The 23,265-nt window shown below is 63.4% G+C and carries 25 protein-coding genes; 14 read left to right on the forward strand and 11 right to left on the reverse strand.

Going from position 1 to position 23,265, the window contains the following annotated elements; genetic code table 11:
• The first annotated feature begins 6 nt into the window (after positions 1 to 6).
• The 3 genes from WM94_RS19705 to tldD are packed head-to-tail and all read left to right on the forward strand — an operon-like array spanning position 7 to position 6,142.
• Positions 7 to 3,840, forward strand: coding sequence for a YhdP family protein (locus WM94_RS19705; protein WP_061551951.1), 3,834 nt, complete (start codon positions 7 to 9; stop codon positions 3,838 to 3,840).
• An 8-nt stretch (positions 3,841 to 3,848) separates the two neighbouring features.
• A complete protein-coding gene (locus WM94_RS19710) occupies positions 3,849 to 4,700 on the forward strand; it encodes a carbon-nitrogen hydrolase family protein (RefSeq protein ID WP_061551952.1) in 852 nt (283 codons plus the stop codon).
• Positions 4,701 to 4,702: 2 nt separating this feature from the next.
• Positions 4,703 to 6,142, forward strand: coding sequence for a metalloprotease TldD (gene tldD, locus WM94_RS19715; protein WP_024086333.1), 1,440 nt, complete (start codon positions 4,703 to 4,705; stop codon positions 6,140 to 6,142).
• Positions 6,143 to 6,260: 118 nt separating this feature from the next.
• Here tldD and yjgA read toward each other — a convergent pair whose 3' ends face one another.
• Positions 6,261 to 6,782 carry a ribosome biogenesis factor YjgA gene (yjgA, locus tag WM94_RS19720; RefSeq protein WP_003255152.1) on the reverse strand — a complete coding sequence of 174 codons (522 nt, stop codon included), beginning with the start codon at positions 6,780 to 6,782 and terminating at the stop codon, positions 6,261 to 6,263.
• 108 nt (positions 6,783 to 6,890) lie between these two features.
• Here yjgA and pmbA point away from each other — a divergent pair, with 108 nt between their 5' ends.
• The 4 genes from pmbA to WM94_RS19740 all read left to right on the forward strand — a co-directional run bounded on the left by pmbA (position 6,891) and on the right by WM94_RS19740 (position 10,937).
• The gene (gene pmbA / locus WM94_RS19725) at positions 6,891 to 8,237 is read left to right on the forward strand and encodes a metalloprotease PmbA (RefSeq protein ID WP_061551953.1); all 1,347 of its coding nucleotides are present in this window, start codon (positions 6,891 to 6,893) and stop codon (positions 8,235 to 8,237) included.
• 242 nt (positions 8,238 to 8,479) lie between these two features.
• Positions 8,480 to 8,881 carry a FagA protein gene (locus WM94_RS19730; RefSeq protein ID WP_082810603.1) on the forward strand — a complete coding sequence of 134 codons (402 nt, stop codon included), beginning with the start codon at positions 8,480 to 8,482 and terminating at the stop codon, positions 8,879 to 8,881.
• Positions 8,874 to 10,250: a lyase family protein gene (locus WM94_RS19735; RefSeq protein WP_061551954.1), complete on the forward strand. Its 1,377-nt coding sequence runs from the start codon at positions 8,874 to 8,876 to the stop codon at positions 10,248 to 10,250. The genes WM94_RS19730 and WM94_RS19735 overlap by 8 nt, the downstream gene beginning before the upstream one ends.
• 75 nt (positions 10,251 to 10,325) lie before the next feature.
• Entirely contained in the window at positions 10,326 to 10,937 is a 612-nt protein-coding gene (locus tag WM94_RS19740; RefSeq protein ID WP_061551955.1) for a superoxide dismutase, read from the forward strand.
• 350 nt (positions 10,938 to 11,287) lie between these two features.
• Here WM94_RS19740 and WM94_RS19745 read toward each other — a convergent pair whose 3' ends face one another.
• From WM94_RS19745 to WM94_RS19790, 10 genes are all read right to left on the reverse strand, one after another.
• Complete coding sequence (locus tag WM94_RS19745; protein WP_039612745.1) at positions 11,288 to 11,560, reverse strand: HPr family phosphocarrier protein; 273 nt, start codon at positions 11,558 to 11,560, stop codon at positions 11,288 to 11,290.
• Positions 11,561 to 11,579: 19 nt separating this feature from the next.
• The gene (gene rapZ / locus WM94_RS19750) at positions 11,580 to 12,434 is read right to left on the reverse strand and encodes an RNase adapter RapZ (RefSeq protein ID WP_013971076.1); all 855 of its coding nucleotides are present in this window, start codon (positions 12,432 to 12,434) and stop codon (positions 11,580 to 11,582) included.
• Between the two features lie 2 nt (positions 12,435 to 12,436).
• Positions 12,437 to 12,901, reverse strand: coding sequence for a PTS IIA-like nitrogen regulatory protein PtsN (gene ptsN, locus WM94_RS19755; RefSeq protein ID WP_015269060.1), 465 nt, complete (start codon positions 12,899 to 12,901; stop codon positions 12,437 to 12,439).
• A 12-nt stretch (positions 12,902 to 12,913) separates the two neighbouring features.
• Positions 12,914 to 13,222, reverse strand: a complete 309-nt coding sequence (gene hpf, locus WM94_RS19760; RefSeq protein ID WP_003255135.1) for a ribosome hibernation-promoting factor, HPF/YfiA family — start codon at positions 13,220 to 13,222, stop codon at positions 12,914 to 12,916.
• 79 nt (positions 13,223 to 13,301) lie between these two features.
• Positions 13,302 to 14,795, reverse strand: coding sequence for an RNA polymerase factor sigma-54 (locus tag WM94_RS19765; protein ID WP_015269061.1), 1,494 nt, complete (start codon positions 14,793 to 14,795; stop codon positions 13,302 to 13,304).
• A gap of 175 nt (positions 14,796 to 14,970) precedes the next feature.
• Positions 14,971 to 15,696: an LPS export ABC transporter ATP-binding protein gene (gene lptB / locus WM94_RS19770; protein WP_003257916.1), complete on the reverse strand. Its 726-nt coding sequence runs from the start codon at positions 15,694 to 15,696 to the stop codon at positions 14,971 to 14,973.
• Positions 15,697 to 16,221, reverse strand: a complete 525-nt coding sequence (gene lptA, locus WM94_RS19775; protein WP_015269063.1) for a lipopolysaccharide transport periplasmic protein LptA — start codon at positions 16,219 to 16,221, stop codon at positions 15,697 to 15,699.
• A complete protein-coding gene (lptC, locus tag WM94_RS19780; RefSeq protein ID WP_003257918.1) occupies positions 16,208 to 16,780 on the reverse strand; it encodes an LPS export ABC transporter periplasmic protein LptC in 573 nt (190 codons plus the stop codon). The genes lptA and lptC overlap by 14 nt, the downstream gene beginning before the upstream one ends.
• A gap of 8 nt (positions 16,781 to 16,788) precedes the next feature.
• Entirely contained in the window at positions 16,789 to 17,313 is a 525-nt protein-coding gene (locus WM94_RS19785) for an HAD family hydrolase (RefSeq protein WP_024086339.1), read from the reverse strand.
• 12 nt (positions 17,314 to 17,325) lie between these two features.
• Positions 17,326 to 18,300, reverse strand: a complete 975-nt coding sequence (locus WM94_RS19790) for an SIS domain-containing protein (RefSeq protein WP_003257920.1) — start codon at positions 18,298 to 18,300, stop codon at positions 17,326 to 17,328.
• A 248-nt stretch (positions 18,301 to 18,548) separates the two neighbouring features.
• On the opposite strand from WM94_RS19790, the gene WM94_RS19795 reads away from it, so the two are divergent.
• From WM94_RS19795 to murA, 7 genes are all read left to right on the forward strand, one after another.
• Entirely contained in the window at positions 18,549 to 19,358 is an 810-nt protein-coding gene (locus WM94_RS19795; protein ID WP_012270662.1) for an ATP-binding cassette domain-containing protein, read from the forward strand.
• Positions 19,358 to 20,155, forward strand: coding sequence for a lipid asymmetry maintenance ABC transporter permease subunit MlaE (gene mlaE, locus WM94_RS19800; RefSeq protein WP_025337825.1), 798 nt, complete (start codon positions 19,358 to 19,360; stop codon positions 20,153 to 20,155). Before WM94_RS19795 ends, mlaE begins: the two co-directional genes overlap by 1 nt.
• Entirely contained in the window at positions 20,155 to 20,640 is a 486-nt protein-coding gene (gene mlaD / locus WM94_RS19805) for an outer membrane lipid asymmetry maintenance protein MlaD (protein WP_003257921.1), read from the forward strand. The genes mlaE and mlaD overlap by 1 nt, the downstream gene beginning before the upstream one ends.
• A 9-nt stretch (positions 20,641 to 20,649) precedes the next feature.
• Complete coding sequence (locus tag WM94_RS19810) at positions 20,650 to 21,297, forward strand: phospholipid-binding protein MlaC (protein WP_003257922.1); 648 nt, start codon at positions 20,650 to 20,652, stop codon at positions 21,295 to 21,297.
• Entirely contained in the window at positions 21,294 to 21,596 is a 303-nt protein-coding gene (locus WM94_RS19815) for a lipid asymmetry maintenance protein MlaB (protein WP_015269065.1), read from the forward strand. Before WM94_RS19810 ends, WM94_RS19815 begins: the two co-directional genes overlap by 4 nt.
• Positions 21,597 to 21,713: 117 nt before the next feature.
• Positions 21,714 to 21,953, forward strand: coding sequence for a BolA family protein (locus WM94_RS19820; RefSeq protein WP_003255121.1), 240 nt, complete (start codon positions 21,714 to 21,716; stop codon positions 21,951 to 21,953).
• Positions 21,954 to 21,976: 23 nt separating this feature from the next.
• Positions 21,977 to 23,242: a UDP-N-acetylglucosamine 1-carboxyvinyltransferase gene (murA, locus tag WM94_RS19825; protein ID WP_013971085.1), complete on the forward strand. Its 1,266-nt coding sequence runs from the start codon at positions 21,977 to 21,979 to the stop codon at positions 23,240 to 23,242.
• Positions 23,243 to 23,265 lie beyond the last annotated feature (23 nt).

Below are 23,265 nucleotides of genomic sequence, written 5' to 3' on the forward strand. Positions count from 1 at the left end.
AGGGCAATGGCCATGGGACGTCTGACCCGCGTTCTTGTCGCCTTGACCCGCTGGGCGCTGGGCGTTTGTGCCCTGCTGGCGGTACTGGTGGCGCTGTATGTCAGCCTCGGCCGCGAACTGGTGCCGTTGGTGGCCGAGTATCGCGCCGATGTGGAAAGCAAGGCCGAGCAGGCTTTGGGCCTGCCCGTGCACGTTGGTGCCCTGGAAGGCCGCTGGAGCGGCCTGGCACCGGTGCTGCGGGTGCGCGACCTGCAACTGGGCGAGGGGGCCACGGCTCTGCGCCTGGACGACGTCAAGGTGGTACCCGATGTCTGGGCCAGCCTCGCCGCCCGCGAGGTACGCCTGGCACGCATTCAGTTGGGCGGCCTGCAACTGATCCTGCGCGAGAACGAGCAGGGCGCCTGGAGCCTCGAAGGCCTGCCGAAGAAGGACGATGCGCCGCTTGACCCTGCCGAGTTGTTGCAGCGCCTGCGCCAGTTGGGCCGGATCGATGTGTTCGACAGTCAGGTCACCCTGCACCCCTGGCAGCGCGACCCGTTGACCCTCACTTATGTGAGCGTTGGCCTGCAGGCTGGAGCTTCGCGCCATGCCCTGGACCTGCGCGCGACCCTGCCCGATGGCCAACCGCTTTCGCTGAACCTGCGCAGTCGTGCCACGCCCAGCGCCTGGCGCGACGGCCAGGTTGAAGCCTACCTGAGCCTGCCACAGAGTGACTGGGCGCGTTGGCTGCCGCCACGCCTGCTGGGCCAGTGGCATGCCGACGCCCTGCGGGCGGGCGGCGAGTTCTGGGTCGACTGGAGCAAGGGGCAGTTGCAGCAGGCCGTTGTACGCCTCAATGCACCGGAGCTGCACGGTGCCTATGCCGGGCGCAAGGCGGCCAGGCTGAACAACCTGGCCCTGGGTGCCTGGTTCCAGCGCCAGGAACAAGGCTTCGATGTGGTAGTCGACTCCCTGGCCATGGACGTCGGCAAGACACGTTGGGAGTCGCACCTGCAAATGCAGCAGCGTCCAGGCGAGGACGCTGCCGCGGAAAGCTGGAACGTGCAGGCCGACCGCCTCGACCTCACGCCGTTGACACCGCTCGTCGATGCCCTGGCGCCACTGCCGGACAAGGTCATGGCCGTGGTCGATGGCCTGAATGTGACCGGCGCGTTGCGCAATGTGCGTCTGGTAGCCCGGCCCAAGGCTGAGGGTGACCAGCGCCTGCAGTTCGAAGCCAACCTGGAGAAGGTCGGTTTCGATGCCTATCACAACGCCCCGGCAGCCGGTAACGTCAGCGGCAGCATCAGCGGAGACCTTGGTCATGGCGAACTGCGCCTTGATACCGATGCGTTCATGCTGCACCTGTACCCGATCTTCGCCAAACCCTGGCATTACCAGAAGGCCAATGCGCGCCTGACCTGGGCCCTGGACAAGGAGGGTTTCACCCTGGTCGCGCCTTACCTCAAGGTACTGGGCGAGGAGGGCAAGATCGCCGGTGACTTCCTCATTCGCCTGTTGTTCGAAGAAGGCCGTGAAGACTACATGGACCTGCGCGTCGGCCTGACCGAAGGCGATGGCCGCTACACCGCCAAGTACCTGCCCGAGGTGCTCAGCCCGGCACTCGACGAATGGCTGCGCAGTGCGATCGTCAAAGGCACGGTGGACGAAGGCTACTTCCAGTACCAAGGCTCGCTGAACCATGGTGTCGCGCCGGAAGCCCGCAGCATCAGCCTGTTCTTCAAGGTGCGTGATGCAGCCTTGGACTTCCAGCCGGGCTGGCCGCAGGTGCAGCACGTGGATGGCGATGTGTTCATCGAGGACAGTGGTGTGCGCATCAAGGCCCAGCGTGGCGTACTCCTCGACACCAAGGTCAGTAATGTGAGCGTCGATATCCCGCATGTCGACGAGGGCCAGCACAGCCACCTGTACCTCGATGGTGACTTCGACGGGAGCCTGGGCGATGGCCTGAAGATCCTCAAGGAGGCGCCAATCGGCACTGGCGAGATATTTGCCGGCTGGGAGGGCGAGGGGCCGCTCAAGGGCAAGGTCAAGCTCGACATTCCGCTGGCCCGCGGGCAGCGGCCGAAAGTGCAGGTGGACTTTGCCACCGACGATGCCCGGCTGAAGGTGGCGCCGCCGAGCCTGGAGTTGAGCCGCCTGAAGGGTGACTTCAGTTTCGATTTGGACAAGGGCCTGAGCGGCAAGGGCATCAGCCTGCAGGCCTTCGGCAAGCCGGTGACGGCGCAAATCACCGCCGAAGGCCAGCCCGGGCAGATGCAGACACGCGTCAACGCCAGCGGCCAGGTGTCGCTCAAGGCACTGACCGACTGGCTGCAGTTCAACCAGGCCTTGCCGGCTTCCGGCGACCTGCCGTACCAGTTGCAGGTCAGCCTGGGTAGCCGAGACAACCGCCTGAGCGTCAATTCCAGCCTCAAGGGCCTGGCCATCGACCTGCCAGCACCCTTTGGCAAGGCAGCGTCCGATACCCGTGACACCCGTTTCAGCATGACCCTGCAGGGGCCGGAGCGGCGCTTCGATGTCGCCTACACCGACCTTGCCCGCTTTGCCTACGCCGCGCCGGCCGAGAAGCTGGGGCAGGGCCGTGGCGAGTTGCTGCTGGGCACCGGTGACGCCCAGGTACCTGCCGGCCAGGGCCTGCGAGTGCGCGGGCACCTGGAGACGCTGGACCTGGGGCCCTGGCAGGAACAGGCGGCGCGCCTGGCCGGCGATGACCCGGGCGGTAGCGCGAGGCAGAACCTGCAAGGCGTAGACCTGAGCATCGGCCAGCTGAAAGCCTTTGGCCTGGACCTGAACCAGGCCGTGGTGCGCCTGGCCCGTGGCGGCCCCGCCTGGGATTTGCGCCTCGATAGCAAGGAAGTCATCGGCAACGCCCGGGTGCCGGATGCCAAGGGTGCGCCAATGGTGGTGCGCATGCAGACCTTGCGCCTGCCCGCCGCCAGCGCGGCGGAAAAGCAGGCAGAGGCACAGGCCGAGGAGGGCCCGGACCCGCTGGCTTCGTTCGACCCGCGCAAGGTTCCGGCGCTGGACCTGAGCATTGACAAGCTCTATCGCGGTGACGACCTGTACGGCAGTGCGTCGCTCAAGCTGCGGCCGACCGCGCGTGGCGTGACCGCCAGCGATATAGACCTCGACTTCAAAGGCCTGCGTATCGATGGTGGCGGTGGCTGGGAAGGCGAACCGGGAAAAACCGGCAGTTGGTACAAAGGGCGCCTGGACGGCAAGAACCTGGCGGATGTGCTCAAGGCCTGGGGCTTTGCACCGACCGTGACCAGCCGCGACTTCCGCCTGGATGTGGATGGCCGCTGGCCGGGTTCGCCGGCCTCGGTGAGCCTCAAGCGCTTCTCCGGCAGCATGGACGCAGCCCTGCGCACCGGCCAGTTCGTTGAGGTCGAGGGCAGTGCCCAGGCGCTGCGGGTGTTCGGCCTGCTGAACTTCAACTCCATCGGCCGGCGCTTGCGCCTGGACTTCTCCGACCTGTTCGACAAGGGCCTGGCCTACGACCGTGTCAAAGGCTTGCTGGTAGCCAGTGACGGTGTCTATGTGACCCGCGAGCCAATCGCTGTGACCGGCCCGTCGAGCAACTTCGAGCTGGACGGCACACTGGACCTGGTGCGCGACCGGGTCGATGCCAACCTGCAGGTAAGTCTGCCAGTGACCAACAACCTGCCGCTGGCAGCCCTGATTGTCGGCGCGCCAGCCGTGGGCGGGGCGCTGTTCCTGGTGGACCGGCTGATCGGTGACCGGGTGTCACGCTTCGCCAGCGTGCACTACCGTGTCGAAGGTCCGGTGAAAGAGCCTAGAATCACATTTGTGAAACCTTTCGAGAAATCCCGCTAGGAGTGCCCATGAAGGCAGCGGTAATCCAGATGGTCAGCCAGGACGATGTGCTGGCCAACCTGCAGCGCGCCGGTGCCCTGTTGGCGCAGGCCGCCTCTGGCGGCGCACGGCTGGCGGTGCTGCCGGAAAACTTCGCTGCCATGGGCCGCAAGGACGCCGCTGCCATCGGCCGCGCCGAAGCGTTGGGCGAAGGGCCGATCCTGCCATGGTTGAAACGCACCGCCCGCGACCTCAAGTTATGGATTGTCGCCGGTACCTTGCCATTGCCACCGGTCGGCCAACCTGAAGCCAAGGCCCATGCCTGCTCGCTGCTGATCGACGAACACGGTGAGGTGGCGGCACGTTATGACAAGCTGCACCTGTTCGATGTGGACGTTGCCGACAATCGTGGCCGTTACCGCGAGTCCGACGACTATGCCCACGGCGCCCAGGTAGTGGTGGCCGATACGCCAGTAGGGCGGCTGGGGCTGAGCGTGTGCTACGACCTGCGCTTCCCCGAACTGTACAGCGCACTGCGCGCCGCCGGCGCGGAACTTATCACTGCGCCAGCCGCCTTCACTGCGGTAACGGGCGCGGCACATTGGGAAGTGCTTGTGCGCGCCCGGGCCATCGAGACCCAGTGCTACCTGCTGGCTGCGGCACAGGGCGGCACCCACCCGGGGCCACGGGAAACCCATGGCCATGCGGCGATCGTCGACCCCTGGGGGCGCATCGTCGCGGAACAGGCGCAAGGTGAAGCAGTATTGCTCGCCGAACGCGACATTGACGAACAAGCGTCCATCCGGGCGCGCATGCCGGTGGTATCGCACCGGCGCTTTTTCTCGCAGGGCGCGTTGCGGCCTGCGCACACCTCGGAGTGACTATGAGCCAGATGTTATCCACCGTCAGCGAGCAGCTCCTGGCCCCAGGCGGCTTGACCCTGGACAGCCTGCAGAGCGTGCTGGGTGAGTTGGCCGGCCCCGGCATCGATGCCGCCGACCTGTATTTCCAGGGCCAGATCTCGGAAACCTGGGCGCTGGAAGACGGCATCGTCAAAGAGGGCAGTTTCAACCTCGACCAGGGCGTGGGCGTGCGTGCCCAGTCCGGTGAAAAGACCGGCTTTGCCTACAGCAACGCAATCAACCTCGAAGCGCTGACCTCGGCCGCCCGTGCCGCCCGTTCGATCTCCCGTGCCGGGCAGAACGGCAAGGTGCAGGCCTTCCGCAGCCAGGACGTGACTGCCCTTTATCCGGCGGACAACCCGCTGGATGTGCTCAGCCGTGCCGAGAAGGTCGAGCTGCTCAAGCGTGTCGACGCCGCCACCCGCGCGCTGGACCCGCGTATCCAGCAGGTCAGTGTGAGCATGGCCGGGGTATGGGAACGCATCCTGATCGCTGCGGCCGATGGCAGCCTGGCCGCCGACGTGCGCCCGCTGGTGCGCTTCAACGTCAGCGTCATCGTCGAGCAGAATGGCCGCCGCGAGCGTGGCGGGCAGGGCGGTGGCGGGCGTACCGACTACCGCTTCTTCACCGAAGAGCGGGTCATGGGCTATGCCCGCGAAGCGCTGCGCCAGGCCCTGGTGAACCTGGAGGCGATCCCGGCACCGGCTGGTACCCTGCCGGTGGTGCTGGGTTCGGGCTGGTCGGGCGTGCTGCTGCACGAGGCTGTCGGCCATGGCCTGGAAGGTGACTTCAACCGCAAGGGCAGTTCGGCGTTCAGCGGCCGCATTGGCGAGAAAGTGGCGTCGAGCCTGTGCACCATTGTCGACGACGGCACCCTCGAAGGCCGCCGTGGCTCGCTGAGCGTGGATGACGAAGGCACCCCGACCGAGTGCACCACATTGATCGAGAACGGTGTGCTCAAGGGCTACATGCAGGACAAGCTGAACGCGCGCCTGATGGGCATGGCAGTGACCGGCAACGGCCGCCGCGAATCCTACGCGCACCTGCCGATGCCGCGCATGACCAACACCTACATGCGTGCGGGCGAAAGCGACCCGCAGGAAATCATCGCTTCGGTGAAGAAGGGTATCTACTGCGCCAACCTCGGCGGTGGCCAAGTGGACATTACCAGCGGCAAGTTCGTGTTCTCGACCAGTGAGGCCTACCTGATCGAAGACGGCAAGATTACCGCGCCGGTGAAGGGGGCGACCCTGATCGGCAACGGCCCGGAGGCGATGAGCCGGGTGTCGATGGTCGGTAACGACCTGGCGCTGGACAGCGGGGTAGGGACTTGCGGCAAGGACGGGCAGTCGGTGCCGGTGGGGGTCGGGCAGCCGACCTTGAAGCTGGATGCGATTACCGTGGGCGGTACAGGGGCGTGATGGCTTCAGGGACCGCTTTGCGGTCCATTCGCAGCACAAGGCTGCTCCTACAGGGATCGCGTATTTCTGTAGGAGCAGCCTTGTGCTGCGAATGGGCCGCAAAGCGGCCCCAGGGCGATCAGCGCAATCCGCGCTGCAGCTCGTCGAGATCGCGGATGTACTTGAACACCTTGCGCGCGGCGGCAGGCGGCTTGTTCCGGGCCTTCTCGTGCTGGGCATGGCGTACCAGCGAACGCAGCTGCTGGCGGTCGGTGTCGGGGTATTCGTTGACGAAGCGTTCGAGGTCTTCGTCATTACCGTCGATCAACCGGTCGCGCCAGCGCTCCAGGCTGTGGAAGCGCTCGTTGTACTGGCGGGTCGAGCTGTCCATCTGTTCGAGCAGGGCGTGGATGGCATCCAGATCCTGCACGCGCATCAGTTTGCCGACAAACGACATGTGGCGTTTGCGGGCACCGTGAGCGGTGTGCTTGCTGGCTTCGGCCAGGGCCTTGCGCAGCTCGTCGGTCAACGGCAGGCGAGCCAGGGTATCGGCCTTGAGCGTGGTAAGGCGCTCGCCGAGTTCGACCAGCGCATGCAGCTCGCGCTTGATCTGGGTTTTGCTTTTTTCGCCGTCGAAGGCGTCGTCGTTTGAATCAACCATGGTGGCAGTCCGCTAGAAATCGCCGCCATGATAACCAGTCGGGGGCCGCTTGTCCGGCCCGGTCGTAGAATGACCCTCGCCGAACGCAGAATTTGAGTGGAGAGAACCATGAGTGCAGTCCAGAGCGTAGGTCCGAAGGACCTGCCAGCATTGCAGGAGCAGGTCGAGGCGATCATCGCCGAGGCGCGCCGCCAGGGGGCCAGCGCCTGCGAAGTGGCGGTGTCGCTGGAGCAGGGCCTGTCCACCACGGTACGTCAGCGAGAGGTCGAGACGGTCGAATTCAATCGCGACCAGGGCTTTGGTATCACCCTCTATGTGGGCCAGCGCAAAGGCTCGGCGAGCACCTCGGCCAGTGGCCCGGAAGCGATCCGCGAAACCGTCGCCGCGGCCTTGGCGATTGCCAGGCATACCTCCGAGGACGAATGTTCCGGCCTGGCCGACGTAGCGTTGATGGCCCGCGAGATCCCGGACCTGGACCTGTACCACGACTGGAACCTCGAGCCAGAGAAGGCCATCGAGATAGCCCTGGCCTGCGAAGCGGCGGCGTTCGACGCCGACCCGCGCATCCTCAATGCCGACGGCACCACCCTCAATACCCACCAGGGTTGCCGCGTGTATGGCAACAGCAATGGTTTCATCGGTGGCTACGCCTCGACCCGGCACAGCCTGAGCTGCGTGATGATCGCCGAAGGCGACGGTCAGATGCAGCGTGACTACTGGTACGACGTGAACCGCCAGGGCAACCTGCTGGCCGACCCGCGTAGCATCGGCGTGCGCGCTGCCCAGCGTGCCGCCAGCCGCCTGGGTGCGCGTCCGGTGCCGACCTGCGAGGTGCCGGTGCTGTTCTCGGCCGAGCTGGCAGGTGGCTTGTTCGGCAGCTTCCTGTCGGCCATCTCCGGCGGCAACCTGTACCGCAAGTCGTCGTTCCTGGAGGGGACCATCGGCCAGCGCCTGTTCCCCACCTGGCTGACCCTCGACGAGCGCCCGCACATTCCGCGGGCACTGGGCAGTGCCGCATTCGACGGCGATGGCCTGGCTACCTATGCCAAGCCGTTCGTCGACAAGGGTGAGCTGGTGTCGTACCTGCTGGGTACCTATTCCGGGCGCAAGCTGGGTTTGCCAAGCACGGCCAATGCCGGCGGCGTGCACAACCTGTTCGTCAGCCATGGGGTCGAAGACCAGGCGGCGCTGATCCGGCGCATGGGCCGAGGGCTGCTGGTGACCGAGTTGATGGGGCATGGCCTGAACATGGTGACGGGTGATTATTCCCGTGGCGCGGCGGGCTTCTGGGTCGAGAATGGCGAGATTCAGCACGCGGTGCAGGAAGTGACCATTGCCGGGAACATGAAAGACATGTTCCAGCAGATTGTCGCGATCGGCAGCGATCTTGAGACCCGCAGCAACATTCACACCGGTTCGGTGCTGATCGAGCGGATGACTGTGGCGGGTAGCTGATCCACAGCCTTTACCGCCCTCTTCGCGGGTAAACCCGCTCCTACAGGTACTGCACAAGACTGAGCCTTATGCGATTCCTGTGGGAGCGGTTTTACCCGCGAAGAGGCCGGTGCAGGCACTACAGAATTTTCAATGAAACCAAAGACCCGGCCCCCGCGCCGGGTTTTTTGTTCCATCAGCTTCCTATTGAAGTGATTCTATTTATCATTTAATAATTAATATCATTATCCAGTAACCCGGCGATGATGTTCATGAAACCCGTCCTCCGCGAACTGCCCTACCTGGAAAACTGGCGCTGGCTCAGCCGACGCATCCGCTGTGCACTCGAGCCCGACGAACCGCGCCTGATCGAGCATTACCTGGCTGAAGGCCGTTACCTGGTGTGCTGCACCGAGACCTCGCCATGGACGGTGGCGCTGACCTCTTTCCGCCTGCTGCTGGATACCGCCTGCGACCGCATGCTGCCCTGGCATTGGCGCTGCCTGTGCCTGGACCAGGCCTGGCGCCCATTGCTGGACCTGCGCAACCTCGACCGCGAGGCACAGAACCAGCGCTGGCAGCCCTACGCCCTGCAGTTGGCCAATTGCCGCCTGCTGCCGTCGATTTCTCCCGATGAACTGATGCAAGGATCTGATGATGAGTGATACCCGTATCGAGCGTGACAGCATGGGCGAACTGCAGGTGCCGGCCCAGGCCCTGTACGGTGCCCAGACCCAACGCGCGGTCGACAATTTCCCGATCAGCGGCCAGCGCATGCCGGCCCAGTTCATTCGTGCACTACTGCTGGCCAAGGCTGCCGCGGCCAAGGCCAACGTCGAACTGGAACAGTTGTCGACCGCGCAAGGCCAGGCCATCGTAACGGCAGTCGAGCAACTCCTGGCGGGTGACTTCATCCAGCATTTCCCGGTGGATGTGTTCCAGACAGGCTCCGGCACCAGCTCGAACATGAACGCCAACGAGGTGATCGCCACACTGGCCAGCCGCGTGCTGGGTGAAGCCGTCAACGCCAACGACCACGTCAACTGCGGCCAGAGCAGCAACGACATCATCCCGACCACCATTCACGTCAGCGCCGCCCTGGCCTTGCACGAGCAGCTACTGCCCGCCCTGGCGCACCTGGTACAGGTGATCGAGGCCAAGTCGGCACAGGTGCATCAGTACGTGAAGACCGGCCGCACCCACCTGATGGACGCCATGCCGGTGCGCATGAGCCAGGTGCTGGATGGCTGGGCGGCACAGATCAATGGCGCCAAGGCACACATCGAAGCGACCCTGCCTAGCCTGCAGGCGCTGGCCCAGGGTGGCACGGCCGTGGGTACCGGCATCAACGCCCACCCGCAATTCGCTGCTGGTTTCGCCCGCCAGCTCAGCGGCCTGACCCAGGTCGAGTTCACCCCCGGGCGAAACCTGTTCGCCCTGATCGGCTCGCAGGACACCGCAGTGGCCCTGTCCGGCCAGTTCAAGACTGCCGCCGTGGCGTTGATGAAGATTGCCAACGACCTGCGCTGGATGAACTCTGGCCCGTTGGCCGGGCTGGGCGAAATCGAGCTGCAAGGCCTGCAGCCGGGCTCTTCTATCATGCCTGGCAAGGTCAACCCGGTGATTCCAGAGGCCACCGCCATGGTCGCCGCCCAAGTGATCGGCAATGACGCCACCATTGCCATCGCTGGCCAGTCCGGCAACTTCGAGCTGAACGTGATGCTGCCGGTGATCGCCCGCAACCTGCTGGAGAGCATCGAGCTGATGGCCAACGTTAGCCGCCTGCTGGCCGACAAGGCCATCGCGAGCTTCAAGGTCAACGAAAGCAAGCTCAAGGAAGCCCTGGCACGCAACCCGATTCTGGTCACGGCGCTGAACCCGATCATCGGCTACCTCAAGGCCGCTGAAATCGCCAAGACCGCCTACAAGCAGGGCCGTCCGATCATCGATGTGGCGCTGGAGCACACCGACCTGTCGCGTGACCAGCTGGAAGCGCTGCTGGACCCGGAGAAGCTCACCGCCGGTGGTATCTGACACTGAGTCACGGCCCAAGCGCCAGCGGTGGCCGCGTTGGTCATCGCCCAACCCATGCCTACGGAATTCACTGATATGCCCCATACCTTGCCTGCACTGCCTTACGCTTACGCTGCGCTGGAACCGCACATCGACGCGCAGACCATGGAAATCCACCACACCAAGCACCACCAGACCTACGTCAATGGCCTCAACGCCGCCATCGAAGGCACCGAGTGGGCTGAGGGGCCGGTGGAAAAACTGCTCGGCGCGGTCGGGCAACTGCCGGAAAACCTGCGTGGTGCGGTGACCAACCATGGCGGCGGGCACGCCAACCACAGCCTGTTCTGGACCGTGATGTCGCCGCAGGGCGGGGGAGAGCCGCAGGGTGCTCTGGCGCAGGCCATCGACGCCCAACTGGGCGGCTTCGATGCCTTCAAGGAGGCCTTCACCAAGGCTGCGCTGACCCGCTTCGGCAGTGGCTGGGCCTGGCTCAGCGTGACCCCGCAGAAAACGCTGGTAGTGGAAAGCAGCGGCAACCAGGACAGCCCGCTGATGCACGGCAACACGCCAATCCTCGGCCTGGACGTGTGGGAGCATGCCTATTACCTGAAGTACCAGAACCGTCGTCCGGAATACATCGGTGCCTTTTACAACGTCATTGACTGGGCGGAAGTGGAGCGCCGCTACCTCGAAACCCTGAAGTGAGTCTCCCCGGTATGCGCTCCCAAATGATGTCCGTCAGCCGTGTGCGCCTGTTTCGCCTGTTTCGCATGACGCTTGGGACTTTGCTGTTGCTGGCAGGCACTGCGCTGCTATTGGCACGCGGCTTCGCCTGGTTGGACCTGGCCTGGCCCGCTTGGGGCTGTGCATCGGTTTGCGCCGGATGATGGGGTGTTCACCGGTTTCGCTGTGGGAGCGGCACATAACTCATTGAATTAGCGGGGACTCTGTGGGAGCGGCTTTAGCCGCGAACACCGGCGCAGCCGGTGCCATGCACCGCGTTGGATTCTTCGCGGCTAAAGCCGCTCCCACAGGGTAAGCGTACCGCTTGCCATTCATTCGCCTTCGTCGAAGAAGTTGTTGATCAGTTCGACCAGCGCTGCCATGGCATCGTCGTCCTGCTCGCCTTCGGTATGCAGGTGCACCTGGGTGCCTTTGCCGGCCGCCAGCATCATCACCGCCATGATGCTCTTGCCATCCACCAGCTTGTCCGGCGCACGGCCAACCCTGACCTGGCAGGGGAAGCGGCCGGCAACGCCGACGAACTTGGCTGCCGCCCGGGCATGCAGACCCAGCTTGTTGATGATGGTGATTTCACGGGCGGGCATCGTGGGGCGGATCCTTGGGCTAGAGGTCGCGGTGGCGGACCTGGACGTTTTTCAGGGATTGCTGCAACAACTGGCCAAGGCGTTCGGTGATGTACACCGAGCGGTGGTGGCCGCCGGTGCAGCCAATGGCAATGGTGACGTAGGCACGGTTGCTGGCAGCGAAGCGGGGCAGCCACTTGAGCAGGTAGCTGGAAATGTCGTTGAACATCTCTTCGACATCCGGCTGTGCGGCCAGGTAGTCGATCACCGGTTGGTCGAGGCCGGAGTGCTCACGCAGCTCGGGCTTCCAGTAAGGGTTGGGCAGGCAGCGCACATCGAACACCAGGTCGGCATCGACCGGCATTCCGCGCTTGAAACCGAACGACTCGACCAGGAACGCGGTGCCAGGCTCGGGCTGGTTGAGCAGGCGCAGCTTGATCGAATCACGCAGCTGATACAGGTTCAGGCTGGTGGTGTCGATCTTCAGGTCGGCCAGGTCTGCAATCGGCCCCAGCAATTCGCTTTCTACCCGGATCGCTTCCGCGAGCGAGCGGTTGGCGTTGGTCAGCGGGTGGCGTCGGCGGGTTTCCGAGAAACGCTTGAGCAGTACGTCTTCGTCGGCATCCAGGTACAGCACGTCGCACTGGATATGCCGGGCGCGGGCTTCTTCGAGCAACTCGGGGAAACGCGTCAGGTGGCTGGGCAAGTTGCGCGCGTCGATCGACACGGCGACCTTGGGTTGCTGCAACTCGGTGTTGATCAGCGCATTTTCCGCCAGTTGCGGCAGCAGCCCGGCGGGCAGGTTGTCAATGCAGTAGAAACCGTTGTCTTCCAGGACATCGAGGGCGGTGCTCTTGCCGGAGCCGGACCGGCCGCTGACGATGATCAGGCGCATGTTCAGTGCTCGTTCTGTACGTCCAGGACAACCTGGAACAGGGCCTCGCTGCTGGTGGCCGCACGCAGGCGATCACGGACCTCCTTGCGATCGAGCATGCTGGCAATCTGGCGCAGCAATTCCAGATGGGCATCGGTGGCGGCTTCTGGCACCAGCAGGACGAACAGCAGGTCCACCGGCGCGCCATCGATGGCGTCGTAGTCGATAGGCGCTTCCAGGTGCAGCAGGGCGCTGACCGGAGCGGAACATCCTTCAAGCCGGCAGTGCGGGATGGCGATGCCGTTGCCGAAACCGGTCGAACCGAGTTTTTCCCGGGCGACCAGTTTTTCGAAGACGTCTTGCATCTCCAGTTCGGGCACTTGTTCGGCGATGACGGTGGCGACCTTTTCCAGGGCGCGCTTCTTGCTGCCGCCCGGCACGTTCACGAGGGAACGGCCGGGGGTCAGGATGGTTTCAAGTCGGATCATGGATGAGGGGGATCAGCGGGCAGCTGCACCTTGCAGCAGGCTTTGCTGTTTTTCCTTGTGTTTTTTCAGTTGGCGGTCGAGCTTGTCGGCCAAGGCGTCGATCGCTGCATACATGTCTTCGTGTTCGGCGTTGGCAACCACTTCGCCGCCGGGAATCTGCAAGGTCGCCTCGACCTTCTGCTGCAGCTTCTCGACTTTCATGATGACCTGCACGTTGGTGATCTTGTCGAAGTGACTTTCCACGCGAGCGAGCTTTTCAAGCACATAATCGCGCAGTGGCTGGGTGACTTCTACATGCTGTCCACTGATATTGACTTGCATACAGCTTCTCCTTTGTTGCCCGTGCATAAAGAGGCAGGTCTTGCACCTGCCCCACAAACGCTGTGGCACATCTCAGGGGCTACATCAGTCGCTTGCGCTCGCTCGACGGTGCGATGCCGAGAGACTCGCGGTACTTGGCGACGGTGCGACGGGCTACCTGGATGCCTTGTGCCTCCAGTAAACCAGCGATCTTGCTGTCACTCAATGGCTTTTTCTGATTTTCCGCCGCAACCAGTTTCTTGATGATCGCGCGGATCGCCGTAGACGAGCATTCTCCGCCTTCGGAGGTGCTGACGTGGCTGGAGAAAAAGTATTTCAGTTCGTAGATGCCACGCGGGGTGTGCATGTATTTCTGCGTGGTTACCCGCGAAATGGTCGACTCGTGCATGCCCACCGCTTCGGCAATGTCATGCAGTACCAAGGGCTTCATCGCTTCGTCGCCGTGGTCGAGGAAGCCGCGCTGGTGCTCGACGATCTGCGTGGCCACCTTCATCAGGGTTTCGTTGCGGCTTTGCAGGCTCTTGATGAACCAGCGCGCTTCCTGCAGCTGGTTGCGCATGAAGGTGTTGTCGGCACTGGTGTCGGCTCGGCGCACAAAGCCAGCGTACTGCGGGTTTACGCGCAGCCGCGGAATGGCCTCCTGGTTCAGCTCCACCAGCCAGCGGTCGCTGTCCTTGCGTACGATGACGTCGGGCACCACGTACTCAGGCTCGCTGGACTCGATCTGCGAGCCGGGGCGCGGGTTGAGGCTTTGTACCAGCTCGATGACCTGGCGCAGCTCGTCTTCCTTGATTTTCATGCGACGCATCAGCTGGCTGTAGTCGCGGCTGCCGAGCAGGTCGATGAAGTCGGTGACCAGGCGCTTGGCTTCCGCCATCCACGGGGTGCTGGCGGGCAGCTGGCGCAATTGCAGCAATAGGCATTCGCCAAGGGTGCGGGCGGCAACGCCTGCTGGCTCGAACTGCTGGATGCGGTGCAGTACCGCTTCGACCTCGTCCAGCTCGATATCCAGCTCCGGATCGAAACCGGCGCAGATCTCCTCGAGGGTGTCTTCCAGGTAGCCCTGGCCGTTGATGCTGTCGATCAGGGTGACGGCGATCAGGCGGTCGGTGTCGGACATCGGAGCCAGGTTCAGTTGCCACAGCAGGTGGCTTTGCAGGCTTTCGCCGGCCGATGTGCGGGTGGTGAAGTCCCACTCGTCGTCGTCGTTGCTCGGCAAGCTGCTGGCACTGGTCTGGTAGATGTCTTCCCAGGCGGTGTCGACCGGCAGTTCGTTGGGGATGCGCTCGCTCCATTCACCGTCTTCCAGGGTGTCGGCACTGGTGGTGCTTTCCTGGAAGCTGTTGTCCTGGACTTCAGCGGCCGGCTTGTTCTCGGCGTTGTCCGCCATCGGGTCGCTGTTGTCGAAGTCGTCGCCGTCTTCCTGACGTTCGAGCATCGGGTTCGACTCCAGCGCTTCCTGGATTTCCTGTTGGAGGTCCAGGGTGGAGAGCTGGAGCAGGCGGATGGCCTGTTGCAACTGCGGTGTCATCGTCAGTTGCTGGCCCATTTTTAGGACGAGCGATGGTTTCATGGCTGGGGCTTAATACCTTGTTCGCCGGCGCGCATGCGCCATCCACTACACGAGGGCGCCGGGGCGCCAGATCAAGCAAGTTTTATGCCTTAAATTGTAGCGTTTGCCTAGAGTACCGTAACACTTTACCCCAGGTTCCAGGGCTATTTGCCAGTACTCCAGGCGCGTGCCGGGCTCAGAGCCGGAACTCGTGGCCCAGGTAAACTTCTTTGACCAGGTCGTTGGCCAGGATGGTTTCGGCGTCGCCTTCGGCGATCAGCCGGCCATCATTGACGATATAGGCGGTTTCGCAGATATCCAGGGTCTCACGCACGTTGTGGTCGGTGATCAGTACACCGATGCCCTTGGCCTTGAGGTGATGGATGATCTGCTTGATGTCGCCGACCGAAATCGGGTCGACACCGGCAAACGGTTCGTCCAGCAGGATGAACTTGGGTGCGGTCGCCAGCGCGCGGGCAATTTCCACGCGGCGGCGCTCACCACCGGACAGGCTCATGCCGAGGTTGTCGCGAATGTGGCTGATGTGGAATTCCTGCAGCAGGCTTTCCAGCTCTTTGCGCCGGCCGTCGCGGTCGAGGTCCTTGCGGGTCTCGAGGATGGCCATGATGTTGTCGGCCACCGACAGCTTGCGGAAGATCGAGGCTTCCTGCGGCAGATAGCCGATGCCCGCGCGGGCGCGACCGTGCATGGGCTGGTGGCTGACATCGAGGTTGTCGATCAGCACGCGCCCCTGATCGGCCTGGACCAGGCCGACGATCATGTAGAAGCAGGTGGTCTTGCCGGCGCCGTTGGGGCCGAGCAGGCCGACAATCTGGCCGCTGTCGATAGACAGGCTGACGTCGCGTACGACTTGCCGCCCCTTGTAGCTCTTGGCCAGGTGCTGGGCTTTGAGGGTTGCCATTTACTCGGCCTTCTTCTTGGGCTGGATCACCATGTCGATACGCTGACGCGGCGAGGTCACGTTGCCACCACGACCGGCGGTCGCCACCTGGGTCTGGGTGTTGTAGACGATCTTCTCGCCTTCGGTGGTGTTGCCTTCGTTCTCGACCTTGGCGCGGTCGGTGAGGATCACCATGTCCTTCTGCGACTGGTACTGGATGGTCACCGCCCAGCCTTTCATCTTGTCCGGCTTGGCTGCGCTCTGCTGCTGCTCGAAGTAGGCCAGGTTGCCCACCGAGGTCACCACGTCGATGTCGCCGGAGGCGGAACGGGTGATGGTCACGGTGTTGCCTTTGATCATCATCGAACCCTGGGTGATGATCACGTCGCCGGTGTAGGTGGCCACGCCCTGCTTGTCGTCCAGGTGGGCGTTATCGGCCTGGATGCGGATAGGCTGGTCACGGTCATTCGGCAGGGCGAGGGCGCTCGCGCTTCCCAGTGCTGCGCTCAGGCTGAGCAAAAGGGGGAGGGTTTTAACGAGCCTCATACTGTCCTCTTACGTTAGAGAGCAAGTCCATCTTGCCTTCTTTCAAATACGCTTTCATTCCTTTGCCCGTAGTTGTGCCACCGGCGCCGTCGATTCTAACGGCTTGCTCGGTCTGCGCATATTGCTTCTGCGGGAACACGGTCATGCGTGAGCTGGTAATGATCATTTCACGCTGCTTTTCGTCGGTGCGGGCGACCCGTACGTTGTCGATCAGTTCGACTTCGCTGCCGTCCGGGTTGACCTCGGCGCGGGTGCTCTGTACGTGCCACGGGTATTCGGTACCGCGGTACAGGTGCAGGTCCGGCGTGGTCAGCAGGGTGATTTCGCTGGCTTTCAGGTGTTCGACCTTGTCAGCGGTCATTTCGTACTGCAGCTTGCCGTCGGGCAGGAACTGCACGCTGTGGGCGTTGACTGCGTAGTAGTCGATGGCGCTTTCGTCGACCTGGGCCACAGGCTTGTCGAGGAAGCTTTCCGGGCTGACATTCCAGTAGCCGATCGCCACCAGCAGGGCGGCGATCACCGCGAGCAGCGCAATGTTGCGGGCTTTCTTGCTGAACATGGGCAGCCTTACAGGTAGTTGGCGTTGGCAGCGTCCAGGGTGCCCTGGGCCTGCATGATCAGTTCGCAGAATTCACGGGCCGCGCCTTCGCCGCCACGTGCCTGGGTCACGCCATGGGCGTGCTGGCGAACGAACGGCGCGGCGTTGGCCACCGCCATGCCCAGTGCGACCCGGCGGATTACCGGCAGGTCGGGCAGGTCGTCGCCCAGGTAGGCCACTTGAGCATAGCTCAGGCCCAGTTCGGCGAGCAGGCCGTCCAGCACCACCAGTTTGTCCTCGCGGCCCTGGTACAGGTGCGGGATGCCGAGGTTCTTCGCCCGGCGCTCGACCACCGGGGTCTTGCGCCCGCTGATGATCGCGGTGGTCACGCCCGAGGCCATGAGCATCTTGATGCCCTGGCCGTCGAGGGTGTTGAAGGTCTTGAACTCGCTGCCGTCCTCGAGGAAGTACAGGCGCCCGTCGGTGAGCACGCCGTCCACGTCGAACACTGCCAGCTTGATGTTCTTGCCGCGTTGCATGAGGTCCTGGTTCATTCCATCGCTCCTTTACATCACGCCGGCGCGCAGCAGGTCGTGCATGTTCAGGGCGCCGGTGGGGCGGTCCTCGCGGTCCACCACCACCAGGGCGCCGATCTTGTGGTCTTCCATGATCTTCAGGGCCTCGGCCGCAAGCATTTCGGCGCGGGCCGTCTTGCCGTGCACGGTCATTACCTGGTCGATCAGGGTGGTGTGGACGTCGATGTTGCGGTCCAGGCTGCGGCGCAGGTCGCCGTCGGTGAAGATCCCTGCCAGCTTGCCATCGGCTTCGACGATCACGGTCATGCCCAGGCCTTTGCGGGACATTTCAAGGAGTGCGTCCTTGAGCAGGGTGCCGCGGGGCACCTGGGGCAGTTCGTCGCCGGCGTGCATCACGTTTTCCACCTTGAGCAGCAGGCGGCGGCCCAGTGCACCACCCGGGTGCGAGAAGGCAAAGTCCTCGGCGGTGAAGCCGCGAGCTTCGAGCAGGGCAATGGCCAGCGCGTCGCCCAGCACCAGCGATGCGGTGGTGGAGGAGGTGGGGGCCAGGTTCAGCGGGCAGGCCTCTTGCTCGACGCGGGCGTCGAGGTTGACCTCGGCAGCCTGGGCCAGGGGCGAGTCCGGGTTGCCGGTCAGACTGATCAGCTTGATGCCCAGGCGCTTGATCAGCGGCAGCAGGGTGACGATTTCGGCGGTGCTGCCGGAATTCGACAGGGCAAGGATGACATCATCGCGGGTGATCATGCCCATGTCGCCATGGCTGGCTTCGGCCGGGTGCACGAAAAACGCTGGCGTGCCGGTGCTGGCCAGGGTGGCGGCGATCTTGTTGCCGATGTGCCCGGACTTGCCCATGCCGACCACGACGACCCGGCCCTTGCTGGCCAGGATCAGTTCGCAGGCCTTGACGAAATTGTCGTCGATGCGCGCCAGCAGGGCCTCTACGGCCTCGAGTTCCAGGCGCAGGGTGCGTTGGGCGGATTGGATCAGCTCGCTGGATTGGCTCATGTCGAAAAAGCAATGCCTGATGAAAAGGCGGCGATTATAGCTGCAATGAAAGAAACCCTCACGCTTTCGATTGCCGTGGTGAATGTCTCGCCAGCCTGTCGCAGGGCTGAACGACTCGTTAGCCGACCTTGGGGCGGCGCTGTCAGCGGTGCTATAGTTCGCCGCTATTCGGCCTGCCAGGGGCGCTTGTGCCTTCCAGATGGAGGCCGACGTCCATTAGGACGAGGCTGCACTAGCAAGGAGTCTAGATGAGTGTGGATAGCGCCTACGCGGTCGAGTTGAAGGGGGTTACCTTCAAACGCGGTTCGCGCAGCATTTTCAGCAACGTCGACATTCGCATCCCGCGCGGCAAGGTCACCGGTATCATGGGGCCATCGGGTTGCGGCAAGACCACGTTGCTCCGCCTGATGGGCGCGCAGTTGCGCCCCTCCAGCGGTGAGGTCTGGGTTGCCGGGCAGAACCTGCCGACGCTGTCGCGCAGCGACCTGTTCGACGCCCGCAAGCAGATGGGGGTGCTGTTCCAGAGCGGCGCGCTGTTCACCGATCTCGATGTGTTCGAGAACGTCGCGTTCCCGCTGCGCGTGCACACCCAGCTGTCGGACGAGATGATCCGCGATATCGTGCTGATGAAGCTGCAGGCCGTGGGGCTGCGCGGTGCCATCGACCTGATGCCCGACGAGCTGTCCGGTGGCATGAAACGCCGTGTGGCGTTGGCCCGGGCGATTGCCCTGGACCCGCAGATCCTCATGTACGACGAACCGTTCGTCGGCCAGGACCCGATCGCCATGGGTGTATTGGTGCGTCTGATCCGCCTGCTCAACGACGCCCTGGGTATCACCAGCATCGTTGTTTCCCACGACCTGGCGGAAACCGCCAGCATCGCCGACTACATCTATGTGGTAGGTGACGGACAGGTGCTGGGCCAGGGGACGCCTGACGAGCTGATGGGCTCGGACAACCCGCGCATTCGCCAGTTCATGAAGGGCGACCCGGACGGCCCGGTGCCTTTCCATTTTCCTGCGCCTGACTACCGCGCCGACCTGCTGGGAGCGCGTTGATGCGCAGAAAATCCTTACTCGAACGTGTCCGCCTGCTGGGGCGCTCGGCCATCGACGTGCTGGCGGTGCTGGGGCGCTCCTGCCTGTTCCTGTTCCATGCGCTGATCGGCCGTGGCGGCATCGGTGGCGGCTTCCAGCTGCTGGTCAAGCAGCTGTATTCGGTGGGCGTGCTGTCGCTGGCGATCATCGTCGTGTCCGGCGTGTTCATCGGCATGGTGCTGGCGCTGCAGGGCTTCAGCATCCTGACCAAGTACGGCTCGGAGCAGGCGGTGGGACAGATGGTCGCCCTGACCCTGCTGCGTGAGCTCGGCCCGGTGGTGACGGCATTGCTGTTTGCCGGCCGTGCCGGTTCGGCGCTGACCGCAGAAATCGGCAACATGAAGTCCACCGAGCAGTTGTCGAGCCTTGAAATGATCGGCGTCGACCCGCTCAAGTACATCGTCGCGCCACGCCTGTGGGCCGGTTTCATCTCGCTGCCGTTGCTGGCGCTGATTTTTAGCGTGGTCGGCATCTGGGGCGGCTCGTGGGTGGCGGTGGACTGGCTGGGCGTCTACGAGGGCTCGTTCTGGGCCAACATGCAGAACAGTGTTTCGTTCACCGACGACGTGCTCAACGGGCTGATCAAGAGCCTGGTATTTGCCTTCGTCACGACCTGGATCGCCGTATTCCAGGGGTATGACTGTGAGCCCACCTCAGAAGGGATCAGCCGTGCCACCACCAAGACCGTGGTCTATGCCTCGTTGGCAGTGCTGGGTCTGGACTTTATTCTGACCGCCTTGATGTTTGGAGATTTCTGATGCAAAACCGCACCCTGGAAATCGGTGTCGGCCTGTTCCTCCTGGCCGGGATCCTGGCGCTGCTGCTGCTCGCCCTGCGTGTCAGCGGGCTGTCGGCCAGCCCGAGCAGCGATACCTATAAAGTTTATGCTTACTTCGACAATATCGCCGGTTTGACGGTCAGAGCTAAAGTGACCATGGCCGGTGTGACCATCGGCAAGGTTACCGCCATCGATCTGGACCGTGACTCGTACACCGGTCGGGTGACGCTGCAGCTGGACAAGTCGGTGGACAACCTGCCGACCGACTCCACTGCCTCGATCCTGACCGCCGGGTTGCTTGGCGAGAAGTACATCGGCATCAGCGTGGGCGGTGAGGACCAGGTGCTCAAGGACGGCGGGACCATCCACGACACCCAGTCGGCACTGGTGCTGGAAGATCTGATTGGCAAGTTCCTGCTCAACTCCGTTGGCAAGGAACCGAAAGAAGCGCAACCGGCTAATTAAGGAGTTTCCATGATTTCCATCCTGCGACGTGGCCTGCTGGTCCTGCTGGCAGCCTTCCCCCTGCTGACCGTGGCTGCGCAGACGCCACACGATGTGGTTCAGGGCACCACCACTGAACTGCTGGGCGACCTCAAGGCCAACAAGGAACAGTACAAGTCCAACCCCAATGCCTTCTATGATGCGCTGAACCGCATCCTCGGCCCGGTGGTGGACGCTGACGGTATTTCCAAAAGCATCATGACCGTCAAGTACTCGCGCAAGGCTACCCCCGAGCAGATGCAGCGCTTCCAGGAAAACTTCAAGCGCAGCCTGATGCAGTTCTATGGCAATGCCCTGCTCGAGTACAACAATCAGGGCATCACCGTCGACCCGGCCAAGGCTGATGACGGCAAGCGCGCCAGCGTTGGTATGAAAGTCACCGGCAACAACGGTGCCGTGTATCCGGTGCAGTACACCCTGGAAAACATCGGTGGCGAGTGGAAGGTGCGCAACGTGATCGTCAACGGCATCAACATCGGCAAGCTGTTCCGCGACCAGTTCGCCGACGCCATGCAGCGCAATGGCAACGACCTGGACAAGACCATCGACGGCTGGGCCGGCGAAGTGGCCAAGGCCAAGCAGGCCGCCGACAACTCGCCGGAGAAGACCGTCAAATGAGTGAGGCCGGTGTAAGCATGGCCGAGCCGGGCGTGCTGCGCCTGGCCGGCGTGCTGGACTACCGCAGCGGGCCGGTCCTGCGCAAGCAGGGCAAGGCGCTGATTGCGGCCTGCCGCGAGGCGCAGCTGGTGCTCGATTGTTCGGCAGTGCAGCGTTCCACCAGTGTCGGCCTGTCGTTGCTGCTGGCCTTCATGCGCGATGCCCAGGCCGCAGGCAAGGGTTGCCAGGTGCGCAGCATGCCAGACGACATGCGGGAAATTGCCGAGGTCTATGACCTCGATGAAGTGCTGGCAACCTGATGGCCCGGCACGGATGATGGCCCCTCGGTCAGCGAAGCCCTCGTTGGGCTTCGCAGGCGAGGGGCTTTTTTGTATGATGGCCGACCCGTGCGCATCGGGCGCCGATTGAGGTTGAGCATGCAGGCCGTAGAAGTTAAAAGCTTCCTTGAAGAGAAATTGCCGGGTTCCCGGGTCGAAGTTGAAGGCGAAGGCTGCAACTTCCAGTTGAACGTGATCAGCGACGAGTTGGCTGGCCTGAGCCCGGTCAAACGCCAGCAGGCGATCTATGCTCACCTGAATCCGTGGATCGCCAATGGCAGCATCCATGCGGTAACCATGAAATTTTTCAGCAGCGCAGCCTGGGCTGAGCGCACCTGAGCCAACGTGGCGGCGAGATTCCAATGGACAAACTGATTATTACTGGCGGCGCTTGCCTTGATGGCGAGATCCGCATTTCGGGCGCGAAGAACGCAGCCTTGCCAATCCTGGCGGCGACCCTGCTGGCCGACGGCCCGGTCACCGTGGGCAACCTGCCGCACCTGCACGACATCACCACCATGATCGAGCTCTTCGGCCGCATGGGCATCGAGCCGGTGATCGACGAAAAGCTGGCGGTCGAGATCGACCCTCGCACCATCAAGACACTGGTTGCACCTTACGAGCTGGTCAAGACCATGCGCGCCTCGATTCTGGTGCTGGGCCCGATGGTTGCCCGTTTCGGCGAGGCCGAAGTGGCCCTGCCTGGCGGTTGCGCCATTGGTTCGCGCCCGGTCGACCTGCACATCCGTGGCCTCGAGGCCATGGGCGCGAAGATCGAAGTCGAAGGCGGCTACATCAAGGCCAAGGCACCTGAGGGTGGCCTGCGCGGTGCGCACTTCTTCTTCGACACCGTCAGCGTGACCGGTACCGAGAACATCATGATGGCCGCTGCCCTGGCCAAGGGCCGCAGCGTGCTGCAGAACGCCGCGCGCGAGCCGGAAGTGGTCGACCTGGCCAACTTCATCAACGCCATGGGCGGCAAGGTCCAGGGCGCTGGTACCGACACCATCGTCATCGATGGCGTCGAGCGCCTGCACTCGGCCAACTACCGCGTGATGCCGGACCGTATCGAAACCGGTACCTACCTGGTGGCCGCTGCCGTGACCGGCGGCCGCGTCAAGGTCAAGGACACCGATCCGACCATCCTTGAAGCCGTACTGGAAAAACTCAAGGAAGCCGGCGCCGACATCAACACTGGCGAAGACTGGATCGAGCTGGACATGCACGGCAAACGGCCGAAAGCCGTCAACCTGCGTACCGCCCCGTACCCGGCGTTCCCGACCGACATGCAGGCGCAGTTCATTTCGCTCAACGCCATTGCCGAAGGCACCGGTGCAGTGATCGAGACGATCTTCGAAAACCGCTTCATGCACGTCTACGAAATGCACCGCATGGGCGCGCAGATCCAGGTCGAAGGCAACACTGCCATCGTCACTGGCGTCAAGGCGCTGAAGGGTGCCCCGGTAATGGCCACCGACCTGCGTGCTTCCGCCAGCCTGGTGCTGTCGGCGCTGGTAGCCGAAGGCGATACCCTGATCGATCGCATCTACCACATCGACCGTGGTTACGAGTGCATCGAAGAAAAACTGCAGATGCTGGGCGCGAAGATCCGTCGCGTACCGGGCTAGTCGTCTGCCTGGTGCATCCTGTG

Source organism: Pseudomonas sp. ABFPK (genome assembly GCF_001586765.1).
GTDB classification, from domain to species: domain Bacteria; phylum Pseudomonadota; class Gammaproteobacteria; order Pseudomonadales; family Pseudomonadaceae; genus Aquipseudomonas; species Aquipseudomonas asiatica.